Origin of the sequence: Mycobacterium helveticum (genome assembly GCF_007714205.1) — a bacterium.
GTDB classification, from domain to species: domain Bacteria; phylum Actinomycetota; class Actinomycetes; order Mycobacteriales; family Mycobacteriaceae; genus Mycobacterium; species Mycobacterium helveticum.
Genome location: NZ_VMQU01000100.1, coordinates 1 through 20,542, shown reverse-complemented (window position 1 = coordinate 20,542; position 20,542 = coordinate 1). Strand labels below are relative to the sequence as shown.

At 67.2% G+C, this 20,542-nt stretch carries 16 protein-coding genes, 2 tRNA genes and 2 pseudogenes; 6 read left to right on the top strand and 14 right to left on the bottom strand.

Annotation, left to right across the window (positions count from 1 at the left end):
- Nucleotides 1-201, bottom strand: a pseudogene (locus FPZ47_RS28965) (hypothetical protein); the annotation flags it as partial.
- Nucleotides 202-1,313: 1,112 nt separating this feature from the next.
- Nucleotides 1,314-2,324, bottom strand: a complete 1,011-nt coding sequence (locus FPZ47_RS20040) for an Lrp/AsnC family transcriptional regulator (RefSeq protein WP_246133470.1) — start codon at nucleotides 2,322-2,324, stop codon at nucleotides 1,314-1,316.
- A gap of 99 nt (nucleotides 2,325-2,423) precedes the next feature.
- On the opposite strand from FPZ47_RS20040, the gene FPZ47_RS20035 reads away from it, so the two are divergent.
- Nucleotides 2,424-3,173, top strand: a complete 750-nt coding sequence (locus tag FPZ47_RS20035) for an SDR family oxidoreductase (RefSeq protein WP_144953356.1) — start codon at nucleotides 2,424-2,426, stop codon at nucleotides 3,171-3,173.
- A gap of 13 nt (nucleotides 3,174-3,186) precedes the next feature.
- Nucleotides 3,187-4,043, top strand: a pseudogene (locus tag FPZ47_RS20030) (LLM class flavin-dependent oxidoreductase).
- Between the two features lie 79 nt (nucleotides 4,044-4,122).
- On the opposite strand, the gene mobA reads toward FPZ47_RS20030, so the two are convergent.
- The 9 genes from mobA to FPZ47_RS19985 form a co-directional block, all read right to left on the bottom strand.
- Complete coding sequence (gene mobA / locus FPZ47_RS20025) at nucleotides 4,123-4,719, bottom strand: molybdenum cofactor guanylyltransferase (RefSeq protein ID WP_425461809.1); 597 nt, start codon at nucleotides 4,717-4,719, stop codon at nucleotides 4,123-4,125.
- A gap of 14 nt (nucleotides 4,720-4,733) precedes the next feature.
- The gene (locus FPZ47_RS20020; protein ID WP_144953362.1) at nucleotides 4,734-5,825 is read right to left on the bottom strand and encodes a 2-oxoacid:ferredoxin oxidoreductase subunit beta; all 1,092 of its coding nucleotides are present in this window, start codon (nucleotides 5,823-5,825) and stop codon (nucleotides 4,734-4,736) included.
- A 100-nt stretch (nucleotides 5,826-5,925) separates the two neighbouring features.
- Nucleotides 5,926-7,887 carry a 2-oxoacid:acceptor oxidoreductase subunit alpha gene (locus FPZ47_RS20015; protein ID WP_144953364.1) on the bottom strand — a complete coding sequence of 654 codons (1,962 nt, stop codon included), beginning with the start codon at nucleotides 7,885-7,887 and terminating at the stop codon, nucleotides 5,926-5,928.
- 241 nt (nucleotides 7,888-8,128) lie between these two features.
- On the bottom strand, nucleotides 8,129-9,406 hold the full coding sequence (locus tag FPZ47_RS20010; RefSeq protein WP_144953367.1) for an MFS transporter: 1,278 nt from the start codon (nucleotides 9,404-9,406) through the stop codon (nucleotides 8,129-8,131).
- A gap of 52 nt (nucleotides 9,407-9,458) precedes the next feature.
- Nucleotides 9,459-10,739, bottom strand: coding sequence for an ATP-dependent Clp protease ATP-binding subunit ClpX (gene clpX / locus FPZ47_RS20005; protein WP_144953369.1), 1,281 nt, complete (start codon nucleotides 10,737-10,739; stop codon nucleotides 9,459-9,461).
- Between the two features lie 454 nt (nucleotides 10,740-11,193).
- Entirely contained in the window at nucleotides 11,194-11,829 is a 636-nt protein-coding gene (gene clpP2, locus FPZ47_RS20000; protein WP_144953372.1) for an ATP-dependent CLP protease proteolytic subunit ClpP2, read from the bottom strand.
- Nucleotides 11,826-12,416: an ATP-dependent CLP protease proteolytic subunit ClpP1 gene (gene clpP1, locus FPZ47_RS19995; protein WP_144953394.1), complete on the bottom strand. Its 591-nt coding sequence runs from the start codon at nucleotides 12,414-12,416 to the stop codon at nucleotides 11,826-11,828. Before clpP1 ends, clpP2 begins: the two co-directional genes overlap by 4 nt.
- 128 nt (nucleotides 12,417-12,544) lie before the next feature.
- A complete protein-coding gene (gene tig / locus FPZ47_RS19990) occupies nucleotides 12,545-13,981 on the bottom strand; it encodes a trigger factor (protein WP_144953375.1) in 1,437 nt (478 codons plus the stop codon).
- A gap of 96 nt (nucleotides 13,982-14,077) precedes the next feature.
- Nucleotides 14,078-14,154: transfer RNA gene (locus FPZ47_RS19985), tRNA-Pro, on the bottom strand.
- A 132-nt stretch (nucleotides 14,155-14,286) separates the two neighbouring features.
- On the opposite strand from FPZ47_RS19985, the gene FPZ47_RS19980 reads away from it, so the two are divergent.
- Both FPZ47_RS19980 and FPZ47_RS19975 read left to right on the top strand, forming a co-directional pair.
- A tRNA-Gly gene (locus FPZ47_RS19980) sits at nucleotides 14,287-14,357 on the top strand.
- Nucleotides 14,358-14,389: 32 nt separating this feature from the next.
- A complete protein-coding gene (locus tag FPZ47_RS19975; protein WP_144953378.1) occupies nucleotides 14,390-15,595 on the top strand; it encodes a serine hydrolase domain-containing protein in 1,206 nt (401 codons plus the stop codon).
- 118 nt (nucleotides 15,596-15,713) lie between these two features.
- On the opposite strand, the gene FPZ47_RS30890 is transcribed toward FPZ47_RS19975, so the two are convergent.
- Nucleotides 15,714-16,043: an Mtp family mycobacterial-type pilin gene (locus tag FPZ47_RS30890; RefSeq protein WP_144953381.1), complete on the bottom strand. Its 330-nt coding sequence runs from the start codon at nucleotides 16,041-16,043 to the stop codon at nucleotides 15,714-15,716.
- A gap of 97 nt (nucleotides 16,044-16,140) precedes the next feature.
- Here FPZ47_RS30890 and FPZ47_RS19965 point away from each other — a divergent pair, with 97 nt between their 5' ends.
- Complete coding sequence (locus FPZ47_RS19965) at nucleotides 16,141-17,367, top strand: IS4 family transposase (protein WP_144953384.1); 1,227 nt, start codon at nucleotides 16,141-16,143, stop codon at nucleotides 17,365-17,367.
- 194 nt (nucleotides 17,368-17,561) lie between these two features.
- Here the strand turns inward: FPZ47_RS19965 and FPZ47_RS19960 are convergent, their stop codons facing one another.
- Complete coding sequence (locus FPZ47_RS19960; protein ID WP_144953386.1) at nucleotides 17,562-18,374, bottom strand: Fpg/Nei family DNA glycosylase; 813 nt, start codon at nucleotides 18,372-18,374, stop codon at nucleotides 17,562-17,564.
- Between the two features lie 3 nt (nucleotides 18,375-18,377).
- Entirely contained in the window at nucleotides 18,378-18,857 is a 480-nt protein-coding gene (locus tag FPZ47_RS19955; RefSeq protein ID WP_210419951.1) for a ribose-5-phosphate isomerase, read from the bottom strand.
- 651 nt (nucleotides 18,858-19,508) lie between these two features.
- On the opposite strand from FPZ47_RS19955, the gene cas7g reads away from it, so the two are divergent.
- The gene (cas7g, locus tag FPZ47_RS19950; RefSeq protein ID WP_144953391.1) at nucleotides 19,509-20,489 is read left to right on the top strand and encodes a type I-G CRISPR-associated RAMP protein Csb1/Cas7g; all 981 of its coding nucleotides are present in this window, start codon (nucleotides 19,509-19,511) and stop codon (nucleotides 20,487-20,489) included.
- Nucleotides 20,490-20,542 lie beyond the last annotated feature (53 nt).

Genomic DNA, 20,542 nt, shown 5'->3' with positions numbered 1-20,542 from the left:
GGCGTCCGGTGGCGGCGGCGCGTCCGGAGCCGGCGGGGCGTCCGGTGGCGGGGGCAGGTTCGGGTCGAAACCCGCGGGAGCGGGGGACGGCCCGTTCAGTTCTAGGCCGGCAGGCTCCGCGGTCGCGGTGGGGGCAGACGACATGCTGACGAGTGTTCCGGTGATCGCGGCAGCAATGAGCGTCTTGCGGGCGTTCTTCAAAAGGTGTTCCTTTCGGGTTTGCGCGCGCCAAAGCAAGCCCACCGAGGCGGGCTTGGTGCCATGTCTGTACGGAAGTGGCTCTCTGGGGCGTGCCGTCTCGTTTCGGCACGACAGCGGGGGTTCGCATCTGCCTGGCGGGCTGTCAGCCGCGCCGACCGGGGGCGGCTCGTGCCGCTCCCACCCCCGCTCACACGCGGGGCCGTGGATTCAGTTTTGGTTTGCCCGTCTCGGGGCACCAGGGACGCTACGAGAACCGCTCATGTTTTTCATCTTCAGAAAATGGATATCTCGTTCCTATAACGAACCGATCACAGAGCGGTCGGCGAAATATCCGCGCAGGTCAACCTCGGATTTCGCGCTTCCGCCATGCGCCGTACACCGCGGGACGAGAGTGACCCTAATCACGGGTAAATTGTGACTCAGACCACGGTATTCGGACGTTTGGCACTGCGCGTCACGGCGGAGCCGCCGCGATCTGGGACTGCAGTCGCCCCCCGCCGAGCCGCATCGCGCGACCGGATCGACGCCGCATCAGCAAATCACCTGCACAACTGAATCTTTCGCTGCGACGTATTGCCAAAGGCTGAAACCACATCCGTATCGGGAAGCCGGGTTTTGCTCCTGCGCAACGCTTTTAGCCCTGGCATATTTTAGGTCCGCCGCGCAACCGCCGACCACGCGGCGTCCCCGACGAGGGTGGGTCGCGAAAAACAGTGCCGGCGCTGCCGGCGGCTCCCGTTTTGCCGCAAATCCGTGGATCGCTTACGGGAGCCGCACCGTAACGGCCCCACCGGACCGATTAACCTCTCCCCCAAATCGCCGCCGCGCCAACGGACTACGATATGGGCGCGGCCCGGCAGGCCATTGTCGCTCGAAGGATTTTTCGGTGGTAATGGCACCCACCGCTGCCTGCGCGGATTGCTGTCGGAATGACAAAGCGAATTCGCTGGACGCCAATAAACCGCGAACGATGCGAATTGCCGGCGCGAGCGATGATCGAAACGCCGCGGGTGAATGGCCCCGGCTCACGGTCAGCCGCGCGGCCGAGGGGTCCCCGATGTGGCAGCAGACGGTCCACAACGACCACTGGCGCCGCCGCCGAGGCGAATCGCTCAGCGCGCGGTGCGGGCCGGGCGGGGGTTGATCAGCCTGCCGTGGGCCACCAGCGATCCGTGTTGCTTGAGGCGCTGAGTGCGGATGTTGACCTCGTACCCGAGGATCGCCTCGATCTGCCCGAGTTGCTCGCTGAGGTATCGGTACAGATCGTCGGTGTCTCGGCAGATGGCGATCGCCATCAGGTTTTTGGTCCCGCTGACCGCGCCGGCGAAGGCGATGTGGTCGTGTGCCGCGATCAGCTCGCCGACGCGATGTAGGTCGCGGGGGGCCACCGTCAGCCAGAGCATGGCGCTGAGCTGGTTGCCGAGCCGCTCGGGCAGCACGTCGACGTCGTAGAGCAGCGCACCGCAGGCTTCCAGCGCCGCGATCCGCCTGCCCACCCGCGAGACCGACCAACCAGTGCGTGCGGCGAGCCGGGACTGCGGTGTGCGGCCGTCTTCGGCGAGTGCCTCGAGGATGTGGCGGTCCTCTGCGGTCAGCGAGAACCGTTGAGCGCAGGACACCGGGCCGGTCCGCTCGGCCAGGATCTCCTCGGCTTGCCGGTCGGACAGCGTGTGCCCGTAGCCGGTCCACGGTGCGGTTGCGGGGTGGCCGAACGAATGCAGCAGCAGATCGATGGTGATGTCGGTGACCGAAGTCGTTCGTGGCAGTAGCCGGGGCAGGAGGTCCTCGCGCGTATCGCCCAGCGGCGCCCGGACGACGCAGACCAGGTCGGTCCATCCGGCCAGCACGTTGGCGTGGGACACGTCGCGGCGGCGCACCAGCGCGTCGGCCAGCTGCGATATGCGGTCGGGTGCGGCGCGCATGCGGCACACCCAGCTCGCTTCGCCGTCCGCCCACCGGTTCTCCAATCCGACAACACGCACCACGCCGTCGCGGCGCAGCCGGTGATAGCGCCGGGCGACCGTTTGCTCAGTGGCCTCGACCACGCCGGCGACCCGGCGAAACGAAACCCGGGGGGCCAACTGGAGAGCATGCAGGATCTGCGCGTCCAGATCGTCGATCACGAGGAAAAGTATCCGTCTGATACCCCCAATATGAGGACTTCTGCCCAATCTCGATGAAGTGATCGTAGTTTCGACGCTCGCGCTGTCAGCCTGGACTGCATGGACCTGACGGGCAACACCATCCTGGTCACCGGCGGCGGCAGCGGAATCGGCCGCGGCCTGGCCGAAGCTTTGCATCGAGCGGGCAACCGGGTCGTGATCGCCGGGCGCCGTCTCGAAGCGCTGCGGGCCGTCGCCGAGGCAAACCCGGGTATCGAATACCTCCGGCTGGACCTGGCGGAGCCGGATGGCATCGGCCGGTTGGCCGCCGAACTGCCCGGCCGCCACCCCGGCCTGAATGTCGTGGTCAACAACGCGGGCGTCATGCGGACCGAGGACCTGTTGACCGGCGATCCTGCCCTGCCCGAGATCGCCGGCATGACCGTGGCCGTCAACCTGCTGGGGCCGATGCGGCTCACCGCGGCACTGCTACCGACCCTGCTCGGGCAGCCGCGCGCCGCGATCGTCAACGTCACCTCCGCCTTGGCGTTCGTGCCCAAAGCGCTCGCGCCGACCTACTCGGCGACCAAGGCAGGCCTGCACGCCTACACCCAGTCGCTGCGCCGCCAACTGCGCCGCACTCCGATCCAGGTGATCGAGATCATCCCGCCGCAGGTCGAGACCGACATGCTCGCCGGCCGGGAACGCGGACCCACCGCGATGTCGCTGAAAGCCTTTGTCGCCGAGACGATGTCGCTGCTGCGCAGCCAACCCGACGCCGACGAGATCGTAGTGGATGCCGCCAAGCGGGTGCGATTCGCCGTCCGCGACGGCCACTACGACGACGTCTTCGATTCAGTGAACCCCTGAAGGAGCGATCCCCATGCGCATCGGAATAGGACTACCCAGCCATATCGCGCACGTGCCCGGTGTGTTGACCGCCGAATGGGCCCGCCGAGCCGAGCGGCGCGGGTTCGCCCAACTGGCCGCGATCGACCGGCTGGTCTACGAAAGCCTCGACTCGATCGTCGCGCTGTCGGTGGCCGCGGGCGCGACCACCGAGATCGGGTTGATGACCAACGTGCTGCTGGCTCCGCTGTACCCCGCAGTGCTGCTCGCCAAGCAAGTCACCACCCTCGCCGACGCGTCGGGCGGTCGGCTCACCCTCGGGCTGGGCATCGGGAGCCGACCCGACGACTACACCGCTGCCGGCGTCGACTATGGCCGGCGCGGGCGCATCCTCGACCAGACCGTCGCCGTACTGCGCGATGCGTTCGCAGGCACACCCGTTTCGGGCGACACGGCGCTCGGCGCTGCGCCGGCGCGGATTCCGATCCTGTTCGGTGGGCGGGCGGATGCGACGATCCGCCGCGCCGCGACAATCGGTGACGGCTGGACCGCCGGAGCGCTGCGCGACTACGCCAACCAATCGGTACTCGCCGACCGGGTACGTGCGGCGTGGACGCAAGCGGGCCGCTCGGGGCGCCCCCGGCTTCAGGCCAGTGTCAACTTCGCCCTCGGTGACCCCGGCACCGTCGCGACCGGTCGCGCCACCTGCAGCGCTACTACGGCTTCAACCCCGACTACGCCCGGCTCAACGTCGCCGACATGCTCGCCTCACCCCGGGGTGCGGCGCAGACCGTGGTCGCCTACCGCGACCTGGGCTTCGACGGGCTGGTGTTCCATCCGTGCGTGGCCGATATCGACCAGGTCGACCGCCTGGCCGACGCGGTGCTGTGATGCCTTTTCTTTGCGACAACCCGGGCACGGTGTGCCGGGGTGGATCAAACGGGCACGGCGGCGGTCGATGTCGGGGTTGCTAGGCCAAGGCGCGCAGGTCGGCGTCCGTGTTGACGTTGGTCAGCGACCGCGAATCCACCATCACGACCCGCTGGGCGTCCGAGGCGTCGACCAAGGCGCTCATCCTGCGGGCACCGCCGGCCACCAGCGCGTCGGCCCGGTCGGCCAGGTCAGTCCGGTACACCGCCGCAAGGTAGTGGTCCTGTCCGTCCCAGGGCAGCACCACTTCGGCGTTGGTCTCGGTGGCGCGGCGAACGAGATCGTCGATCAGGTCCACGGCCAGCAGGGGCATGTCGACCGCGCACACGAAGGCCAGCCCGGCGCCCGCATCCGCCGCCGCACGCAGTCCGCGGGCGGTCGCCGGCAAGGGTCCAAGGCCCCGGAGTTCATCGCGCACGATGCGAGCCTGCAGCGCGGGCAGCGGCTGACCCTGCGCGGCCATGACGAAAACCGGCTCGCAGCGCTGCCCGATGACACCGACCACCTGCTCGATCATGGTGGACGCGCCGGAAGTCCCCGCGGGCCCCGGAACGGGCAGATTGGCCTTGTCGCGGCCCATGCGCTGCGACGCCCCGCCGGCAAGTACCACCCCGGCAAGCGACACTGCGTCCGGCATCTGCTCTGCCACCTCTAGTCGACGGTCCAGGTGTCGCGCCCGCGTAGCAGCGACTGCAGCGCGACGCGGTCGGACGGGGCCGCGTCGCGGGCGGCGCGGACCTGCGCTCGGGCCGCGTCGTCGTAGGTGGGCCGGTTGATGTCGCGGAAGATGCCCAGCACGGTGTGCTCGAGGTTCTGGTCGGACAGCCGCGACAGGGCGAAGGCGTACGCGGAGTCGTCGGCGTGCGCGTCGTGCACGACGATCTCCTTGGCCGCCACATCGGCGGTCTTGGCGACGTCGAGACCGAATCCCGACCTCACCACGCAGTATTCGCCGTTGGCGCCGAACACGATCGGCTCGCCGTGGCGGACTTTGATCACCCGCTCCTCGGCGCCCTCCTTGCGCAGCGCGTCGAACGAACCGTCGTTGAAGATCGGGCAGTCCTGCAGGATTTCGACCACGGCGGCGCCGCGGTGCTCGGCGGCCGCGCGCAGCACCTCGGTCAGCCCGGTGCGGTCGGAGTCCAGCGCGCGACCGACGAAGGTCGCCTCGGCGCCCAGCGCCAAGGACACCGGGTTGAACGGCTGGTCCAGCGATCCCATCGGTGTCGACTTGGTGATCTTGCCGACCTCGGAGGTGGGCGAATACTGGCCCTTCGTCAGCCCGTAGATCCGGTTGTTGAAAAGCAGAATGGTGATGTTGACGTTGCGGCGCAGCGCATGGATCAGGTGGTTCCCGCCGATGGACAACGCATCGCCGTCGCCGGTGACCACCCACACCGACAAATCCTCGCGGGCGATCGCCAGACCCGTCGCGATGGCGGGCGCACGCCCGTGAATCGAGTGGAAGCCGTACGTTTCCAGGTAGTACGGGAACCGGCTGGAGCAGCCGATGCCACTGACGAAGACGATGTTCTCGCGACGCAGCCCCAGATCGGGCAGAAAGTTGCGGATGGTGTTGAGGATGACGTAGTCACCACAGCCCGGACACCACCGGACTTCCTGGTCGCTGGTGTAGTCCTTGGCCTTTTGCGGCTGATCAGTGGTGGGCACGCCCGTGTTCTTGGTCGGCCTCGGAGTCACCCCGAGGTCCGTGCCTACCAGATTGTCGATCACGTCAGTCACGAGCGCCGCTCCTCCTCATCGCTTCGCTCTGCATCGTCGCCGCGCATGTCACGAGCGCCGCTCCTCCTCATCGCTTCGCTCTGCATCGTCGCCGCGCATGTCACGAGCTCGCTCCCGCACCGACCGTCGCTGCCGCCATTCTGGCGCCCATCGTCTTGTCTTGCTCAATTTCGGCCAATGTTCCGCCCAGTGCGGCGTTGATGAGTCGGCTCACCTCGTCGGCCAGGAACGCGACACCCTGAACCTTGGTGACCGACTGCACGTCCACCAGATATTTGCCGCGCAGCAACAGCGCCAGCTGGCCCAGGTTCATTTCCGGCGCCACCACCTTCGGGTAGCGCCGCAGCACCTCGCCCAGGTTCGCCGGGAACGGGCTGAGGTAGCGCAGGTGAGCGTGGGCGACCTTGACACCCCTGCGTCGCGCGCGCCGGCAGGCTTCCCCGATCGGGCCGTAGGAACTTCCCCACCCGATCAGCAGCAACTCGGCGTCTCCGGTCGGATCGTCGACCTCGAGGTCGGGGACGGCGATCCCGTCGATCTTGGCCTGGCGCAGCCGGACCATCAGGTCGTGGTTCGCTGGCTCGTAGGAGATGTTGCCCGAACCGTTCGCCGCCTCCAGGCCGCCGATGCGGTGCTCCAGGCCGGGGGTGCCCGGAATGGCGAATTGGCGGGCGAGCGTCTCAGGATCGCGAGCGTAGGGCTGGAACGGCTCGCCGGCCTTGGCGTAGGCGTGCGTGATGGGTTGCAGCTCGTCGACGTCGGGAATCCGCCAGGGCTCCGAACCGTTGGCGATCGCGCCGTCGGACAGCACGATCACCGGTGTGTGGTACGAAACCGCGATGCGCACCGCCTCGAGTGCTGTCGCAAAGCAGTCGGAGGGAGTCCGCGGGGCGAGTACCGCCACCGGCGACTCTCCGTTGCGGCCGTACAGCGCCTGCAGCAGGTCGGCCTGCTCGGTCTTGGTCGGCAGGCCGGTGGAGGGGCCGCCCCGCTGCACGTCGATGACGATCAGCGGGAGTTCGGTCATCACGGCGAGGCCCAGCGCCTCCGACTTCAGTGAAATACCCGGCCCGGACGTGCTGGTGACTCCGAGCGCACCACCGTAGGCGGCGCCGATCGCCGCGCAGATACCGCCGATCTCGTCTTCGGCCTGGAAGGTGATGACGTCGAAGTTCTTGTGCTTGGACAGCTCGTGCAGGATGTCCGACGCCGGCGTGATCGGGTAGCTGCCGAGCAAGACGGGGATGTCGGCCAGCCGTCCCGCGGCGACGATGCCGTAGGCCAGCGCGGTGTTACCCGAGATCTGGCGGTATTCGCCGGCCGGCAGGCTGGCCCGGGAAACCTCGTAGGTGGTGCCGAAGGCCTCGGTGGTCTCGCCGTAGTTCCAGCCCGCCTTCAGGGCCAGCACGTTGGCCTCCGCGACATCGGGCTTGCGGACGAACTTCTCCCGGATGAAGTTCTCGCTGGACTGGATCGGTCGACCGTACATCCACGCCAGCAGACCCAACGCGAACATGTTCTTGGCGCGCTCGCCGTCCTTCTTGGAGGCCCCGATCGTCTCGACGGCACCGAGGGTCAGCGTCGTCATCGGAACGGGGTGCACCACATACTCGGACAACTCGCCGGACTCGAGGGGATTGCTGGCGTAGCCCACCTTGGTCAGGTTGCGTTTGGTGAAATCGTCGGTGTTGGCGATCACCATGCCGCCGCGCGGCAGGTCACCGATGTTGGCCTTGAGCGCCGCGGGGTTCATCGCGACCAGGACGTCGGGCCGGTCACCGGCGGTCAGGATGTCGTGATCGGCGATCTGGATCTGGAAGGACGAGACCCCGGGCAGCGTCCCTGCCGGGGCGCGGATCTCGGCGGGATAGTTCGGCTGGGTGGCCAAGTCATTGCCGAAAAGCGCGGCTTCCACGGTGAACCGGTCACCGGTCAGCTGCATCCCGTCGCCGGAGTCACCGGCGAATCGGATGACGACTTGTTCCAGACGCTGGTGGTCGCTCCCACGCTGAGACGCCCCGCCATGGGAATCTGATCCGGCTCCGCCGCCGTTCGGATCCACCTCTACGCCTCCACTTGTTAACCAGACAGGCACTGCACCGCAGCCATAGGCTACGCGCAGTCGGGGCAATTACCGCGTCCTCGCGCTTTCATGTCACTCGTAGTACCAATTATGGCACCGGATTTCGGCCCGCATGACGGTGTTCGACGACTTCCGCGCCGCCAGCTTTCCCCGAAAAGCCCACGAAAAGCCCTCGTCAGCGAGGCATTGCGGGCACGCCGTCGCAAAACTGTGGGATTGGTCACGTCGGGCGCCTGAAGCCGCGCAGACCGGTTCCGGACACCCTGTTCCCGGCGCCCGGATCGGCGGGCGCCGTTTCCGGCATCGCGACCGAATACAGCACAAAACCGGCCGCCGCGAGGGCCCCGAGGGAGGCGAAGGCCGCGTGGTAGCCCGCCGCCACCACGATCGAGCCCGCGGCCAGATTCGACACCGAGGCCCCGATCCCCGTCGCGGCCGTCACCGCGCCCAGGCTGACGTTGAACCGGCCGGTCCCGTGCGTCACGTCCTGGACGACGAGCGGAAAAAGCGCGCCGAACACGCCGGCTCCCACCCCGTCGAGCAGTTGCACGCCGACCAGCCAATAGGAGTTGTCCGACAAGGTGTAGAGAAAGCCGCGGACGGCCAGGACCGCGAAGCCCGCCAGGAAGATCGGCTTGCGCCCCCACGAGTCGGCCTTGGCCCCGGCCACGTAGGCCACCGGAACCATGACGACCTGGGCGGCCACGATGCAGACCGCCATCAGCGCGGTCCCGACCTCTTTGTTGTGCAGCGCCAGTAGCTGGCCGACCAACGGGAGCATGGCGGCGTTGGCGAAGTGGAAGGCGATCACCGTCGCGGCGAAGATCATCAGTCGGCGGTTGTGCAGCAACACGGTCATCCCGGACGGGTGCGGATGGGGCTCCCCGCGGGCGTGGTCCATGCCGCGGGCGACGTCGTGGTCGATCGCGTCGCCCGGGATCCGCAGGGTGGCCGCCACGCTTCCGACGGCCATCGCGGCGAGCACCCAGAACGCCGCGGCGGGCCCCAAGAAGTAGGCCAGTGCGCCGGTAATGGCTGCGGCCGAAGCATTTCCGGCGTGGTTGAAAGATTCGTTGCGTCCGATGCGACGGGAGAACAAGCGTGGACCGACCATACCCAGGGTGATCGCGGCCAGCGCCGGCGCGAAGATTGAGCCGGCGATCCCGGTGAGGACTTGCAGCAGCGAGATCGCGTACCGACCCGGAAACAACGGCATTGCCAGCGATCCGGCGGTGATCGTCAGGGCGCCGCCGACGAGCAGCGCCCGCTTGGCCGTCGTCCTGTCCACCCAGGCGCCGGCCGGCGTCTGCGCGGCGATCCCCGCGATACCTCCCACCGCCATGACCAGCCCGATCGACGCCTGGTCCCAGTGGTGGGTGAGCAACAGATAGATCGACAGGTACGGGCCCAGGCCGTCGCGAACGTCGGCCAGCAGAAAGTTCAGCAGGTCCAGTGCACGCGCCTGGGGGCGTGGGACCGCCTCACCGTCGTCGGGCACGCGCGCTCAACGGCCTACGAATGCGCGGGTACGCCCGCCCGTCCGCGATTGATCAGGCGCTCTTGTCGCGGCGCTCGCTGCGCGACGGCTTGCGCGGCACGATCGTCGGGAGCACGTTGTCCTGCACGGTCTCCTTGGTCACCACGACCTTGGCGACGTCGTCGCGACTCGGGATGTCGTACATGACGGGCAGCAGGACTTCTTCCATGATGGCCCGCAGGCCCCGGGCGCCGGTGCCGCGGTGGATCGCCTGGTCGGCGATCGCTTCCAGCGCATCGTCGGTGAGCTCCAGCTCGACATTGTCCATCTCGAAGAGCCGAGTGTACTGCTTGACCAGCGCGTTCTTCGGCTCGGACAGGATCTTGACCAGCGATTCGCGGTCCAGGTTGGTCACCGAGGCGACGACCGGCAGCCGCCCGATGAACTCGGGGATCAGGCCGAACTTGATCAAGTCCTCGGGCATCACGTCGGAGAAATGGTCGGTGGTGTCGATCTCGGCCTTGGAGCGGACCTCGGCGCCGAAGCCCAGACCACGCTTGCCGACGCGCTCGTAGATGATCTTCTCCAGCCCGGCAAACGCACCCGCGACGATGAACAGCACGTTCGTGGTGTCGATCTGGATGAACTCCTGGTGCGGGTGCTTGCGGCCGCCCTGTGGGGGCACCGACGCCTGGGTGCCCTCGAGGATTTTCAGCAGCGCCTGCTGCACACCCTCGCCGGAGACGTCGCGGGTGATCGACGGGTTCTCGCTCTTGCGGGCGATCTTGTCGACCTCATCGATGTAGATGATGCCGGTCTCGGCGCGCTTGACGTCGTAGTCGGCGGCCTGGATGAGCTTGAGCAGGATGTTCTCGACGTCCTCGCCGACGTAGCCGGCCTCGGTCAGCGCGGTGGCATCGGCGATGGCGAACGGGACGTTGAGCATCTTGGCCAGCGTCTGGGCCAGGTAGGTCTTGCCGCAACCGGTGGGCCCCAGCATCAAGATGTTGGACTTGGTCAGCTCGACCGGCTCCGACCGGGAGTCGCGGCTCTTCTCGCCGGCCTGGATTCGCTTGTAGTGGTTGTAGACCGCAACGGCCAGCGTCCGCTTGGCGGTGTCCTGCCCAACGACGTATCCCTCCAGAAACTCGCGAATCTCGGCCGGCTTGGGCAGTTCGTCGAGCTTGACGTCGTCGGCGTCGGCGAGTTCCTCTTCGATGATCTCGTTACACAGATCGATGCATTCATCGCAGATGTACACACCGGGACCAGCAATGAGTTTTTTGACCTGCTTCTGGCTCTTCCCGCAGAACGAGCACTTAAGCAGGTCGCCGCCGTCTCCGATGCGCGCCATGGTGCTGAGGGCCTACTTCCTGTTCGCCGTCCGTCTTGCTGTCCCGTGTGGTAAACCCCGACGCTACCCGCTTGCTCGGGCCTGCCGCGACAAATAGCGTCGAATCGCGTCAGTGGTATTCATGTCGTGTCCGTCTGGAAGCAACATATAGCCCGACAACGCCTGTCACTCGTCGAGACGCGCGGCGCGTGTCCTGGCGTGTTGCGGTCGTTACCCGACCGAGGCCCGCGGGCTCGACGCACCCAGGGTCGGGGCGTGGGTGGGGCTGTGGGTGGGATGGTCACCACCCTGGAGCTGCACCACGCGGCCGGGCGCGGGAAAACGCGGAAAGACCCGGCGCCGTGCGCCCGCCGAGCGTGTTCTCATGGCGAGAATCGGCCGCCGGAAACCCGCCGTCAGTTCACGTTCGGTGCGTCCGCGGTGTGCAAGCGCGGCGGATGCACCCCCGGAACGATCAGGATTTCTGCGCGGAGAGCTTCCGATACTCGAGCACGGTGTCGATGATCCCGTAGTCCTTGGCCTCTTCGGCGGTCAGGATCTTGTCCCGGTCGGTGTCCTTGCGGATCACCGCGGGGTCCTTGCCGGTGTGACGGGCCAGCGTCGTCTCCATCAGCGTGCGCATCCGCTCGATCTCGGCGGCCTGGATTTCCAGATCGGAGAACTGGCCCTGGATCACGCCCGACAGCGACGGCTGGTGGATCAGCACCCGCGCATTGGGCAGCGCCATCCGCTTGCCGGGTGTTCCGGCGGCCAGCAACACCGCCGCGGCCGACGCGGCCTGGCCCAGGCAGACCGTCTGGATGTCGGCGCGCACGTACTGCATGGTGTCGTAGATCGCCATCAGCGACGTGAACCCGCCGCCCGGCGAGTTGATGTACATGGTGATGTCGCGGTCGGGGTCCAGCGACTCCAGCACCAGCAGCTGCGCCATGATGTCGTTGGCCGACGCGTCGTCGACCTGGACGCCGAGGAAGATGATGCGCTCCTCGAACAGCTTGTTGTAGGGGTTGGACTCCTTGACACCGAAGCTGGAGTGCTCGATGAACGACGGCAGGATGTACCGCGCCTGGGGCTGGGTCTGAGGGTTCACTGGGCTTCTCCGTTAACGATGTGGGCGGCGCGGGTGATGATGTGGTCGACGAATCCGTATTCGAGGGCTTCCTGCGCGGTGAACCAACGGTCCCGGTCGGAGTCCGCCTCGATCCGCTCGATCGGCTGCCCGGTGAACTCGGCGTTCAGCCGGAACATCTCCTTCTTGATGACGGCGAACTGCTCGGCCTGGATGGCGATGTCGGCCGCGCTGCCGGTCACCCCGCCCAACGGCTGGTGCATCAGGATGCGGGCGTGCGGCAGCGCGTAGCGCTTGCCCTTGGTGCCGGCCGCCAACAGGAACTCGCCCATCGAGGCGGCCATGCCCATCGCATAGGTCGCGATGTCACAGGGCGCCAGGACCATGGTGTCGTAGATCGCCATCCCCGCGCTGATCGATCCGCCCGGGGAGTTGATGTACAGCGAGATGTCCTTCGTGGCGTCCTCGGCCGAGAGGAGCAGGATCTGCGCGCACAGCCGATTGGCGATTTCGTCGTTCACCTCTGAACCCAGGAAAATGATGCGCTCGGACAGCAAGCGCTCATAGACCGAGTCCGTGAGGTTGAGACCCTGCGAGTTCGAACGCATGTCAGTCACGACTGGGTTACCTGCTTTCTCGAGTTACGTATGAACCGACCCTAACCAACCGAGCCCGCCGCGGGGCGGTCGCGCGCCCCCTCAACCGGGCACGTTCGCTCAGAGCGTCATACGACGGGTCATTCTTGCGTGCCGGCCGCGATCGCCGGCTCGGCTTCCGGGCCGGTTTCGTCGGCCCCCCCGGCTTCGCCGGCCGGTTCGGCGTCCCCGGCGGCCCCGGCCTCGCCGCCCTGCGGGCGCTTGCCGAAGAACTCGCTGGTGTCGATCGTATTCCCGTCGGTGTCGGTGACCGTCGCGGCCTCGACCACCGCGGCGACGGCCAGACCGCGCCGCACGTCGGCGAACATCGACGGTAGCTGGTTGTTCTCCTGCATGTAGGCGAGCAGCTGCTGCGGCTCGATGCCGTACTGGCGAGACGTGACGACCAGCCGTTCGGTCAGGTCGTCCTGGCCCACCTCGATCTGCAGGTCATCGGCCAGCGCGTCCAGCAGCAGCTGCCGCTTGACGTCCTTCTCCGCCGCCTCGCGGGCCTCGGCCTCGAACTCCTCGCGCGACTTGCCCTGCTGGGCGAGCGCCTCGGCGAGCTTGGCGTCGTCGTGGCCCAGGCTGCTGAGCGCGTTGTGCACGGCGCTCTCGTACTGGGACTGCACGACCGCCTCCGGCAGCGGCACGTCGACCTGCTCGAGGAGCGCGTCCATCGTGGCGTCGCGAATCTGCTCGGCTTGCCGGGCCCGCTTGGCCCGCTGCACCTGCTCGCGCAGATTCGAACGCAGCTCTTCGATGGTGTCGAACTCGCTGGCCAGTTGCGCGAACTCGTCGTCGGGCTCGGGCAGTTCGCGTTGCTTGACCGACCTGACCGTGACGGTGACCTGGGCGTCCTTCCCGGCGTGCTCGCCGGCGGCCAGCGTGGCGGTGAACTCCCGGGACTCGTCGACGGACAGGCCGACCAGCGCGTCGTCGAGGCCGGCGATGAGCCGGCCGGAACCGACCTCGTGAGACAGGCCCTCGGCTGCGGCATTCGGGACTTCTTCGCCGTCGACGGTGGCCGACAGGTCGATCGAGACGAAGTCGCCGACGGCCACCGGCCGGTCCACCCCGCTGAGGGTGCCGAACCGGGCCCGCAGCGACTGCAGTTCGGCGTCGACGTCGTCGTCGCCGACCTCGACCGGGTCCACCGAGACCGTCAGCGCGCCCAAATCCGGAAGGGCGATCCGGGGGCGGACGTCGACCTCGGCGGTGAAGGCCAGATCCTGGCCGTATTCCTTCCTGGTGACCGCGATCTCGGGCTGGCCGATCGGCTGGACCTCCGACTCCATGACGGCCTGTCCGTACCGGGCGGGCAGCGCCTCGCTGACCACCTGATCGAGCATCGCCTCCCGTCCGAAGCGCGCCTCCAGCAACTTCGCCGGCGCCTTGCCGGGCCGGAAGCCGGGCAGCCGTATCTGCTTGGCCAGCTCCTTGTAGGCCCGCTGGAAGTCGGGCTCGAGTTCTGTGAAAGGCACCTGCACGTTGATGCGCACCCGGGTGGGGCTCAACTGCTCGACGCTGCTCTTCACGGGTGTGCTCCTCGGTGTTTGTTTCTGCTCGCTGTTGGTGGCTCGCTGTTGGTGGCTCGCTGTGCCGGCGCAGCTGCGGCGCGGGGCCGGTCGCGCTGGTCGGGGTGACAGGATTTGAACCTGCGGCCTTCCGCTCCCAAAGCGGATGCGCTACCAAGCTGCGCTACACCCCGCACTGACCAGGCGATCCTACGGCCCGACCGTGCCGGCTGCGCAGCCGCCCACAGCCTCACGGAACCATCACGAAACCGCGTCGATTAGATTAGATCTCGGCGGGCGGATACAGTCTGGCTCGACTAAATCATGCGGGCGTAGCTCAATGGTAGAGCCCTAGTCTTCCAAACTAGCTACGCGGGTTCGATTCCCGTCGCCCGCTCGGGCTAGGTATCTGCTCAGTAGAAGGGCGCCATGAACGACGCCGGAACAGACACTGCCATCCACGGCTTCTGCGCGCCGGACTTCGTCCGGGTGCGTGAAGCGTTCGCGCGCAACTTCGCCTTGCGCAACGAAGTCGGTGCGGCCGTCGCGGCCTGGGTGGACGGCGACCTGGTCGTCAATCTCTGGGGCGGCTCGGCCGACGCGGCGGGCACCCGGCCCTGGCGGCAGGACACCCTGACCACCGTCCTGTCGGGCACCAAGGGCCTGTCGGCGACCTGCGTCCACCAACTGGCCGACCGGGGCGAGCTGGACCTGCAGGCCCCGGTGGCGCGCTACTGGCCCGAGTTCGGGCAGGCCGGCAAACGGGACATCACGCTCGCGATGGTGATGAGCCACCGCTCTGGGGTGATCGGGCCGCGCAACCGGATGGGTTGGGAGGAAGTCGCCGACTGGGATCACGTCTGCGCGCAACTGGCCGCCGCCGAACCCTGGTGGGAGCCGGGCACCGCCCAGGGCTACCACATGACCACCTTCGGTTTCATCCTCGGCGAGGTGTTCCGCCGGGTCACCGGCCGGACGATCGGCCAGTACCTGCGCACCGAGATCGCCGAGCCGTTCGGCGCCGACGTCCACATCGGCCTGTCCGCGGCCGACCAGCGCCGGTGCGCCGATCGCGTCCACAAGCCGCACGCCCGCGACCTGCTGGCCGACGCCCAGGCCCCGGGCTACCCCACCAGCCTTGCCGAACACCCCAAGGCAGGGCTGTCGATCTCGATGGGTTTCGCCCCCGACGACGAACTGGGCTCACACGACCTGCAGCTGTGGCGTCAGCTGGAGTTCCCCGGCACCAACGGGCAGGTGTCGGCACTGGGGCTGGCGACGTTCTACAACGCGCTGGCCCAGGAGAAGATACTCAGCCGCGAGCACATGGACCTGGTCCGGGTGTGCCAGGGCGGCACCGAAACCGATCTGGTGCTCGGCCCCCGCGTCGCCGACCACGGGTGGGGTCTGGGCTACATGCTCAACCAACGCCGCGTCAACGGGCCGAACCCCGGGATCTTCGGTCACGGCGGGCTCGGCGGGTCGTTCGGGTTCGTCGACCTCGAGCACCGAATCGGCTACGCGTATGTGATGAACCGCTTCGACGCCACGAAGGCCAACGCCGACCCGCGCAGCGTGTCCCTCAGTAACGAGGTCTACGCGACGCTGGGGGTTATCGAGCGGACTCCGCGATAACCGCACCCTGCCAGACCGTCTTCGGGCCAGACCGTCTTCGGGCCAGACCGTCTTCGGCAGGGTGCGGTTTTTCGGATATCGATCGTTGGCGGTCAGCGCCGCAGGGTTAGCGGCAGGGTCAAGGGAGGCTCCATCCGGGGCCACCGGGACCACCGGGACCACCGGGACCAGGCGGTCCACCCGGGCCACCGGGACCAGGCGGTCCACCCGGGCCACCGAAACCACCCGGTCCACCGGGGCCGCCCGGCCAACCGGGTCCGCCGGGTCCGCCGGGTCCGCCCCAGTTGTCGTGACAATGCCCGGAGTCCCAGTTATTGCCCCAGCCCGGATTCCAGGATTCTCCTGGGCACCACCGTGGGAAAGGCCCGGGCTGCGCCTGCGCCGACACCGCGCCTCCCAGTCCTGCGAGGCCGAGGCCGATGAGGGCCGCAAAAATCGTTGCGGCCATTCGTGGAAGTGTTTTCAACATATCGACGGATACCCCAACAAGGCCACGTTAAACACAAACCGTTTACTTAAGATGACACACCGGCTATTCTTGCGGCGTGCCACGGGCTGGGTGGGTCAAGCCGGAGCATGATCACCGCTTGTCCGATTACCTCTCACTGGGCATGTTGACCAGGGCGTTTCCGCCCGAGATGATCGATGAAGTGCTTGCTGAGTGCGGCCGGGGCGAGAAGCGGCACCGGTTGTTGCCTGCGCGGGTGGTGGTCTACTACGTGCTCGGCCTGGCGTTGTTTTCGACGTCCTCCTACGAGGAGGTGATGCGAATGCTGGTCGCGGGGCATTCGTGGGCTTCGGGTTGGTCACAGCAATGGCCGGTGCCGACCAAGGCGGCGTTGTTCCAGGCACGCAAGCGACTGGGGCCCGAGCCGCTGCGGGCACTGTTCGACAAGGCGGTGGTGCCGTTGACCGCTCCGCAGACCGCCGGTGGTTTCTATCGGTCGTGGCGGTTGATGAGCGTGGACGGGCTGTGTCTGGACACCGCCGACACCGAGGCCAACGAGGCGCGGTTCGGCCGGCCGGGTTCCTCGCGCGGGGAGCACCGTGGCGGCGCGTTCCCGCAGGTGCGGGTGCTGGGATTGGCCGAGTGCGGGTCGAAGGCGATCCTCGATGCCGCGGTCGGTTCCTACCGGCAGGGCGAACAGGCACTGGCCGAGCAGGTACTGCGGTCGCTGCGGCCGGGCATGCTGGTGTCGGCTGATGGCGGGTTCTTCAGCTACCCGCTGTGGGCCAAAGCGGCCGGCACCGGCGCGGACCTGTTGTGGCGGATCAGGTCCAGCGCCCTGCTGCCTGTCGAAAAGTGTTACCGCGACGGATCTTTCGCTTCACGTATCTATCCGGGGACCACAGCGCGGCGCAACGACACCGACGGCATCGACGTGCGAGTCCTCGAGTACACCCTCGACCCTGGCCCCCAAACCGCGAACCGCACCTGCCGGCTGATCACCACCATCACCGATCCCTTCGCGGCGCCGGCCTCCGAACTCGCCCGGCTCGACGCCGAGCGCTGGGAGATCGAAACCGCCTTCGACGAGCTGAAAACCCATCAGCGCGGCCCGGGGCTGGTGCTGCGCTCCAAGTTGCCCGACGGGGTGATCCAGGAAGTCTATGGCCACCTGTGCGTGCACTACGCGATCCGCTGGCTGATGTACTCGGCGGCCACCGATTACGGGCAGGGCCCGGACGGACTGCCATCCGCCCGATACCTCCGGGCCGCTCGCCGAACGAACACCAGCCACCTGGGTTTTCCTCCCGAGACCTCGCGATGACGCCGACCACACCGGCACCGCCGCGATCCTCGGCGAACTGCTCCCGCCCGAAATTCACGGACGATCCTGCACCGACGGATCTTCTCTTGTTAAGTAAACGGTATCGCGTCCAACCGGGCGGGCTCAGCTCCAACAGGCGACCCCAGCAGTCCTTCCGCGGGGTTCCCGCCGGTCGCGTCGGCCCTCGCGTCGCGTCACTGCTGGCAGGCCGCGCACCAGAACATGTTCCGGCCTTCCAGTACCGCCGTGCTGATCGGCTCACCGCACACCCGGCACGGCTCGCCGGTCCGCCGGTACACGTAGGTCCGCGGCCGACCGGGCAGGTATGACGGCGGACCGTGGTCGTGCTCGGCCGACACCGTGATGATGTTGCCGCGACGCAAACCGACCTTCATCAAGTCCACCAGATCGGTCCACGCCCCCTCGAACTCCGCCTCGCCGATTGCCCGGCCGGGCCGGTACGGGTCGATGCGGTGGCGGAACAACAACTCGCTGCGGTAGACGTTGCCGACACCGGCGATGACGGTCTGGTCCATCAGCAGCGCCCCGATGGGCCTGCGCGACTTCGTGATTCGGCCCCACGCCCACGACGGGTCGGCGTCGCTCCGCAACGGGTCGGGGCCCAGCCGGGCCAGGATGTCACTCACCCGGGCTTCGTCGATGACCTCGCACACCGTGGGGCCGCGCAGGTCGGTCCCGTAGTCGGCGCCAACCATCCGCATCCGCACCTGGCCGACCGGTTCGGGAAGCGCCTCGCCACCCGAGGGAACGCGCCATTCCCTGAAGGCACCGTAGAGGCCGAGGTGCACGTGCACGATCGGCCCGCCTCGAGCCGGCTCGTAGTGGTGGAACAGGTGCTTGCCCCAAGCGCCGGCGCGCAGCAGCACCCGGCCGTCCACAGTCGAACCGGCGAATCGGCCCTGCGGGCTGGACACCGCGACCGGTGCCCGGGCGAATCGACGTTGATGCAGCCGGGCCAGCCGGTGCAGGGTATGCCCTTCCGGCATGCCTCAGCCCGGAGCGCCGGGCACCGGTGGCGCCTGATGCGTGCGTTCGTACTCGCTGAGGATGTCGATACGCCGTTGGTGGCGTTCGGCTTTCGACCACGGGGTGTCCAGGAAGGCGTCCACCATGGCCAGCGCCTCCTCCTCGGTGTGCATGCGACCGCCGATGCCGATCAGCTGCGCGTTGTTGTGTTCGCGCGCCAGCTTGGCGATTTCGACGTTCCACGCCAGCGCACAGCGGGCTCCGGGCACCTTGTTCGCGGCCATCTGCTCGCCGTTGCCGGATCCCCCCAGGACGATCCCGAGGCTTTCGGGGTCGGCGACCGTTCGTGTCGCGGCGGCGATACAGAACGCCGGGTAGTCGTCCTCGGCGTCGTAGCGGTAGGCACCGCAGTCGATCGGCTCGTGGCCCGCTTGCGCGAGGTGCTCGATGATCCGCTGCTTGAGCTCGAATCCGGCGTGGTCAGAACCGAGGTAGACGCGCATGCCCGACATCCTTTACCACCGGCGCGCACCAGCGCAACGCAGATGACGTCTGGAACCTTGATCACATCAACTTCTCAAAACGCCAGTGAGGACCTCCACATCGATCGCTGTCGAAGCGCCAATGCAAAAGCTGGTCAGAACGACATGCCGGGAAGTTCCATCGCTAGCAACAGGTCCGATGGTCGTGGCAAGACTCCAGCCGAACCGGCTCCATAACCGTGGAAGTCGACACACTCCGGTCCCGATGGCGCACGTCGCAGGCTGTTCAGCAGTGTTGTAAGGGGGCGGACGAGTTCATCCCGCCCCCTTACCGAAGTTGCCGTTCGGCAATCGCCGCTGCGTGTTAAACACCGCTTAAACCAGTGCATTCCTCGATGAAGTGCGGCAACCGACTGTAGCAAGCGGTAGTCGTGTGCGCGCTTGTCACGGGTCGACATATATGCAATGGTTAAGCATTGACCTGAGGCGATGGCCGGCACCGCCCCAGGCACTTCCCCCGATGCAGTTCTTGACACCTGCACTTCGTCCAGACACCCCTGGCAAACCGACACCCTCATGTCGGACCCTCGGCGCATGATGCACAAATCCGATGAACGAGACCGCCAGCGGTCTCGAACCGCCTGACACATAGCAACAACTGAAAGGATCAGCATGCCCACTCTCACCTACTCACAGCTGCGCAATGCCTGCTCGCCAAGCGGCTCTAGCGCGCTCACCTCCCTAACCGAACTCACGCCAGCGGGAGGTCCCCACGCTGGCATCGCCCCGGCGCGCTATGTCGACGGCAACAAGCCGACATTCGCGTATGAGTGCAGATTTGTTGACGGCCAGCCGGTGACCACAGCGGTCGTAGATTCGAAGCAGAGCCAGCTGAACCGCATCGAAGCAGCCATCCTTCAGGACATCCGCAACGACCATCCGATCCTTAGCCGCGTTCCTCGCATACAGGTCGCCTACCTCGGCGGTGACGCGCTCTACACAGACCTTGAACTTCCACACCGCGCTTTTGACGGGCACATCCGAGCTGGCACGATTGGCGGACAGTCGGTCACAAGAGATCCGGTCTACCGGGCGGCGCGTGACGCCTCGCCCGCCAACGTTCGCGCCCTACTTGACCTGAGCCCGGGCAGTGTCGTATTCGGATCGTGGGACTCCACACGTCGCACGCGCCAAGGCCGCTACCGCAGTGCGCTCGTCGGGGAGATCATCGGTGTGCTCGCCAACCAGCGGGACGGATCCAACGACACCCCGAGGAGAGGCGGAGCGCGAGTGGATCCTGTCGGCATGAGCGTGCAGCTCGGCGGCACCGAGTTGCTGGCCGTCATGGCCGATCAGAAGGACGAGTTGAGCCCCAAGCTGGTCGATAAGATCGAAAAGGCCGCGCAACGACGCGGCGAGAAGGGCAACTCGGGCTCTGTCTTCGGACTCGGCGGGATTCCCCCAACGCTCGATAACCTCGGCGTGGTCACCTGCAGCCGGATAATCCGAACGCACGTACTCAGTTTCTCCGCGCTAAGGCAGCTCCGATTCGGCAGTAATCCTGCGGGCGATGTGGCCTGCCGCGCACTGCTTGCGGCGTATGCACTGGCCGGGCTCGCCCGCTCCGACTCAGACCCTGATTTTTCAGCCTGATGTGGGTGATGGCTGTGTCGTGACACGGAAATGCCCTTCGTGCAAGGGAAAAT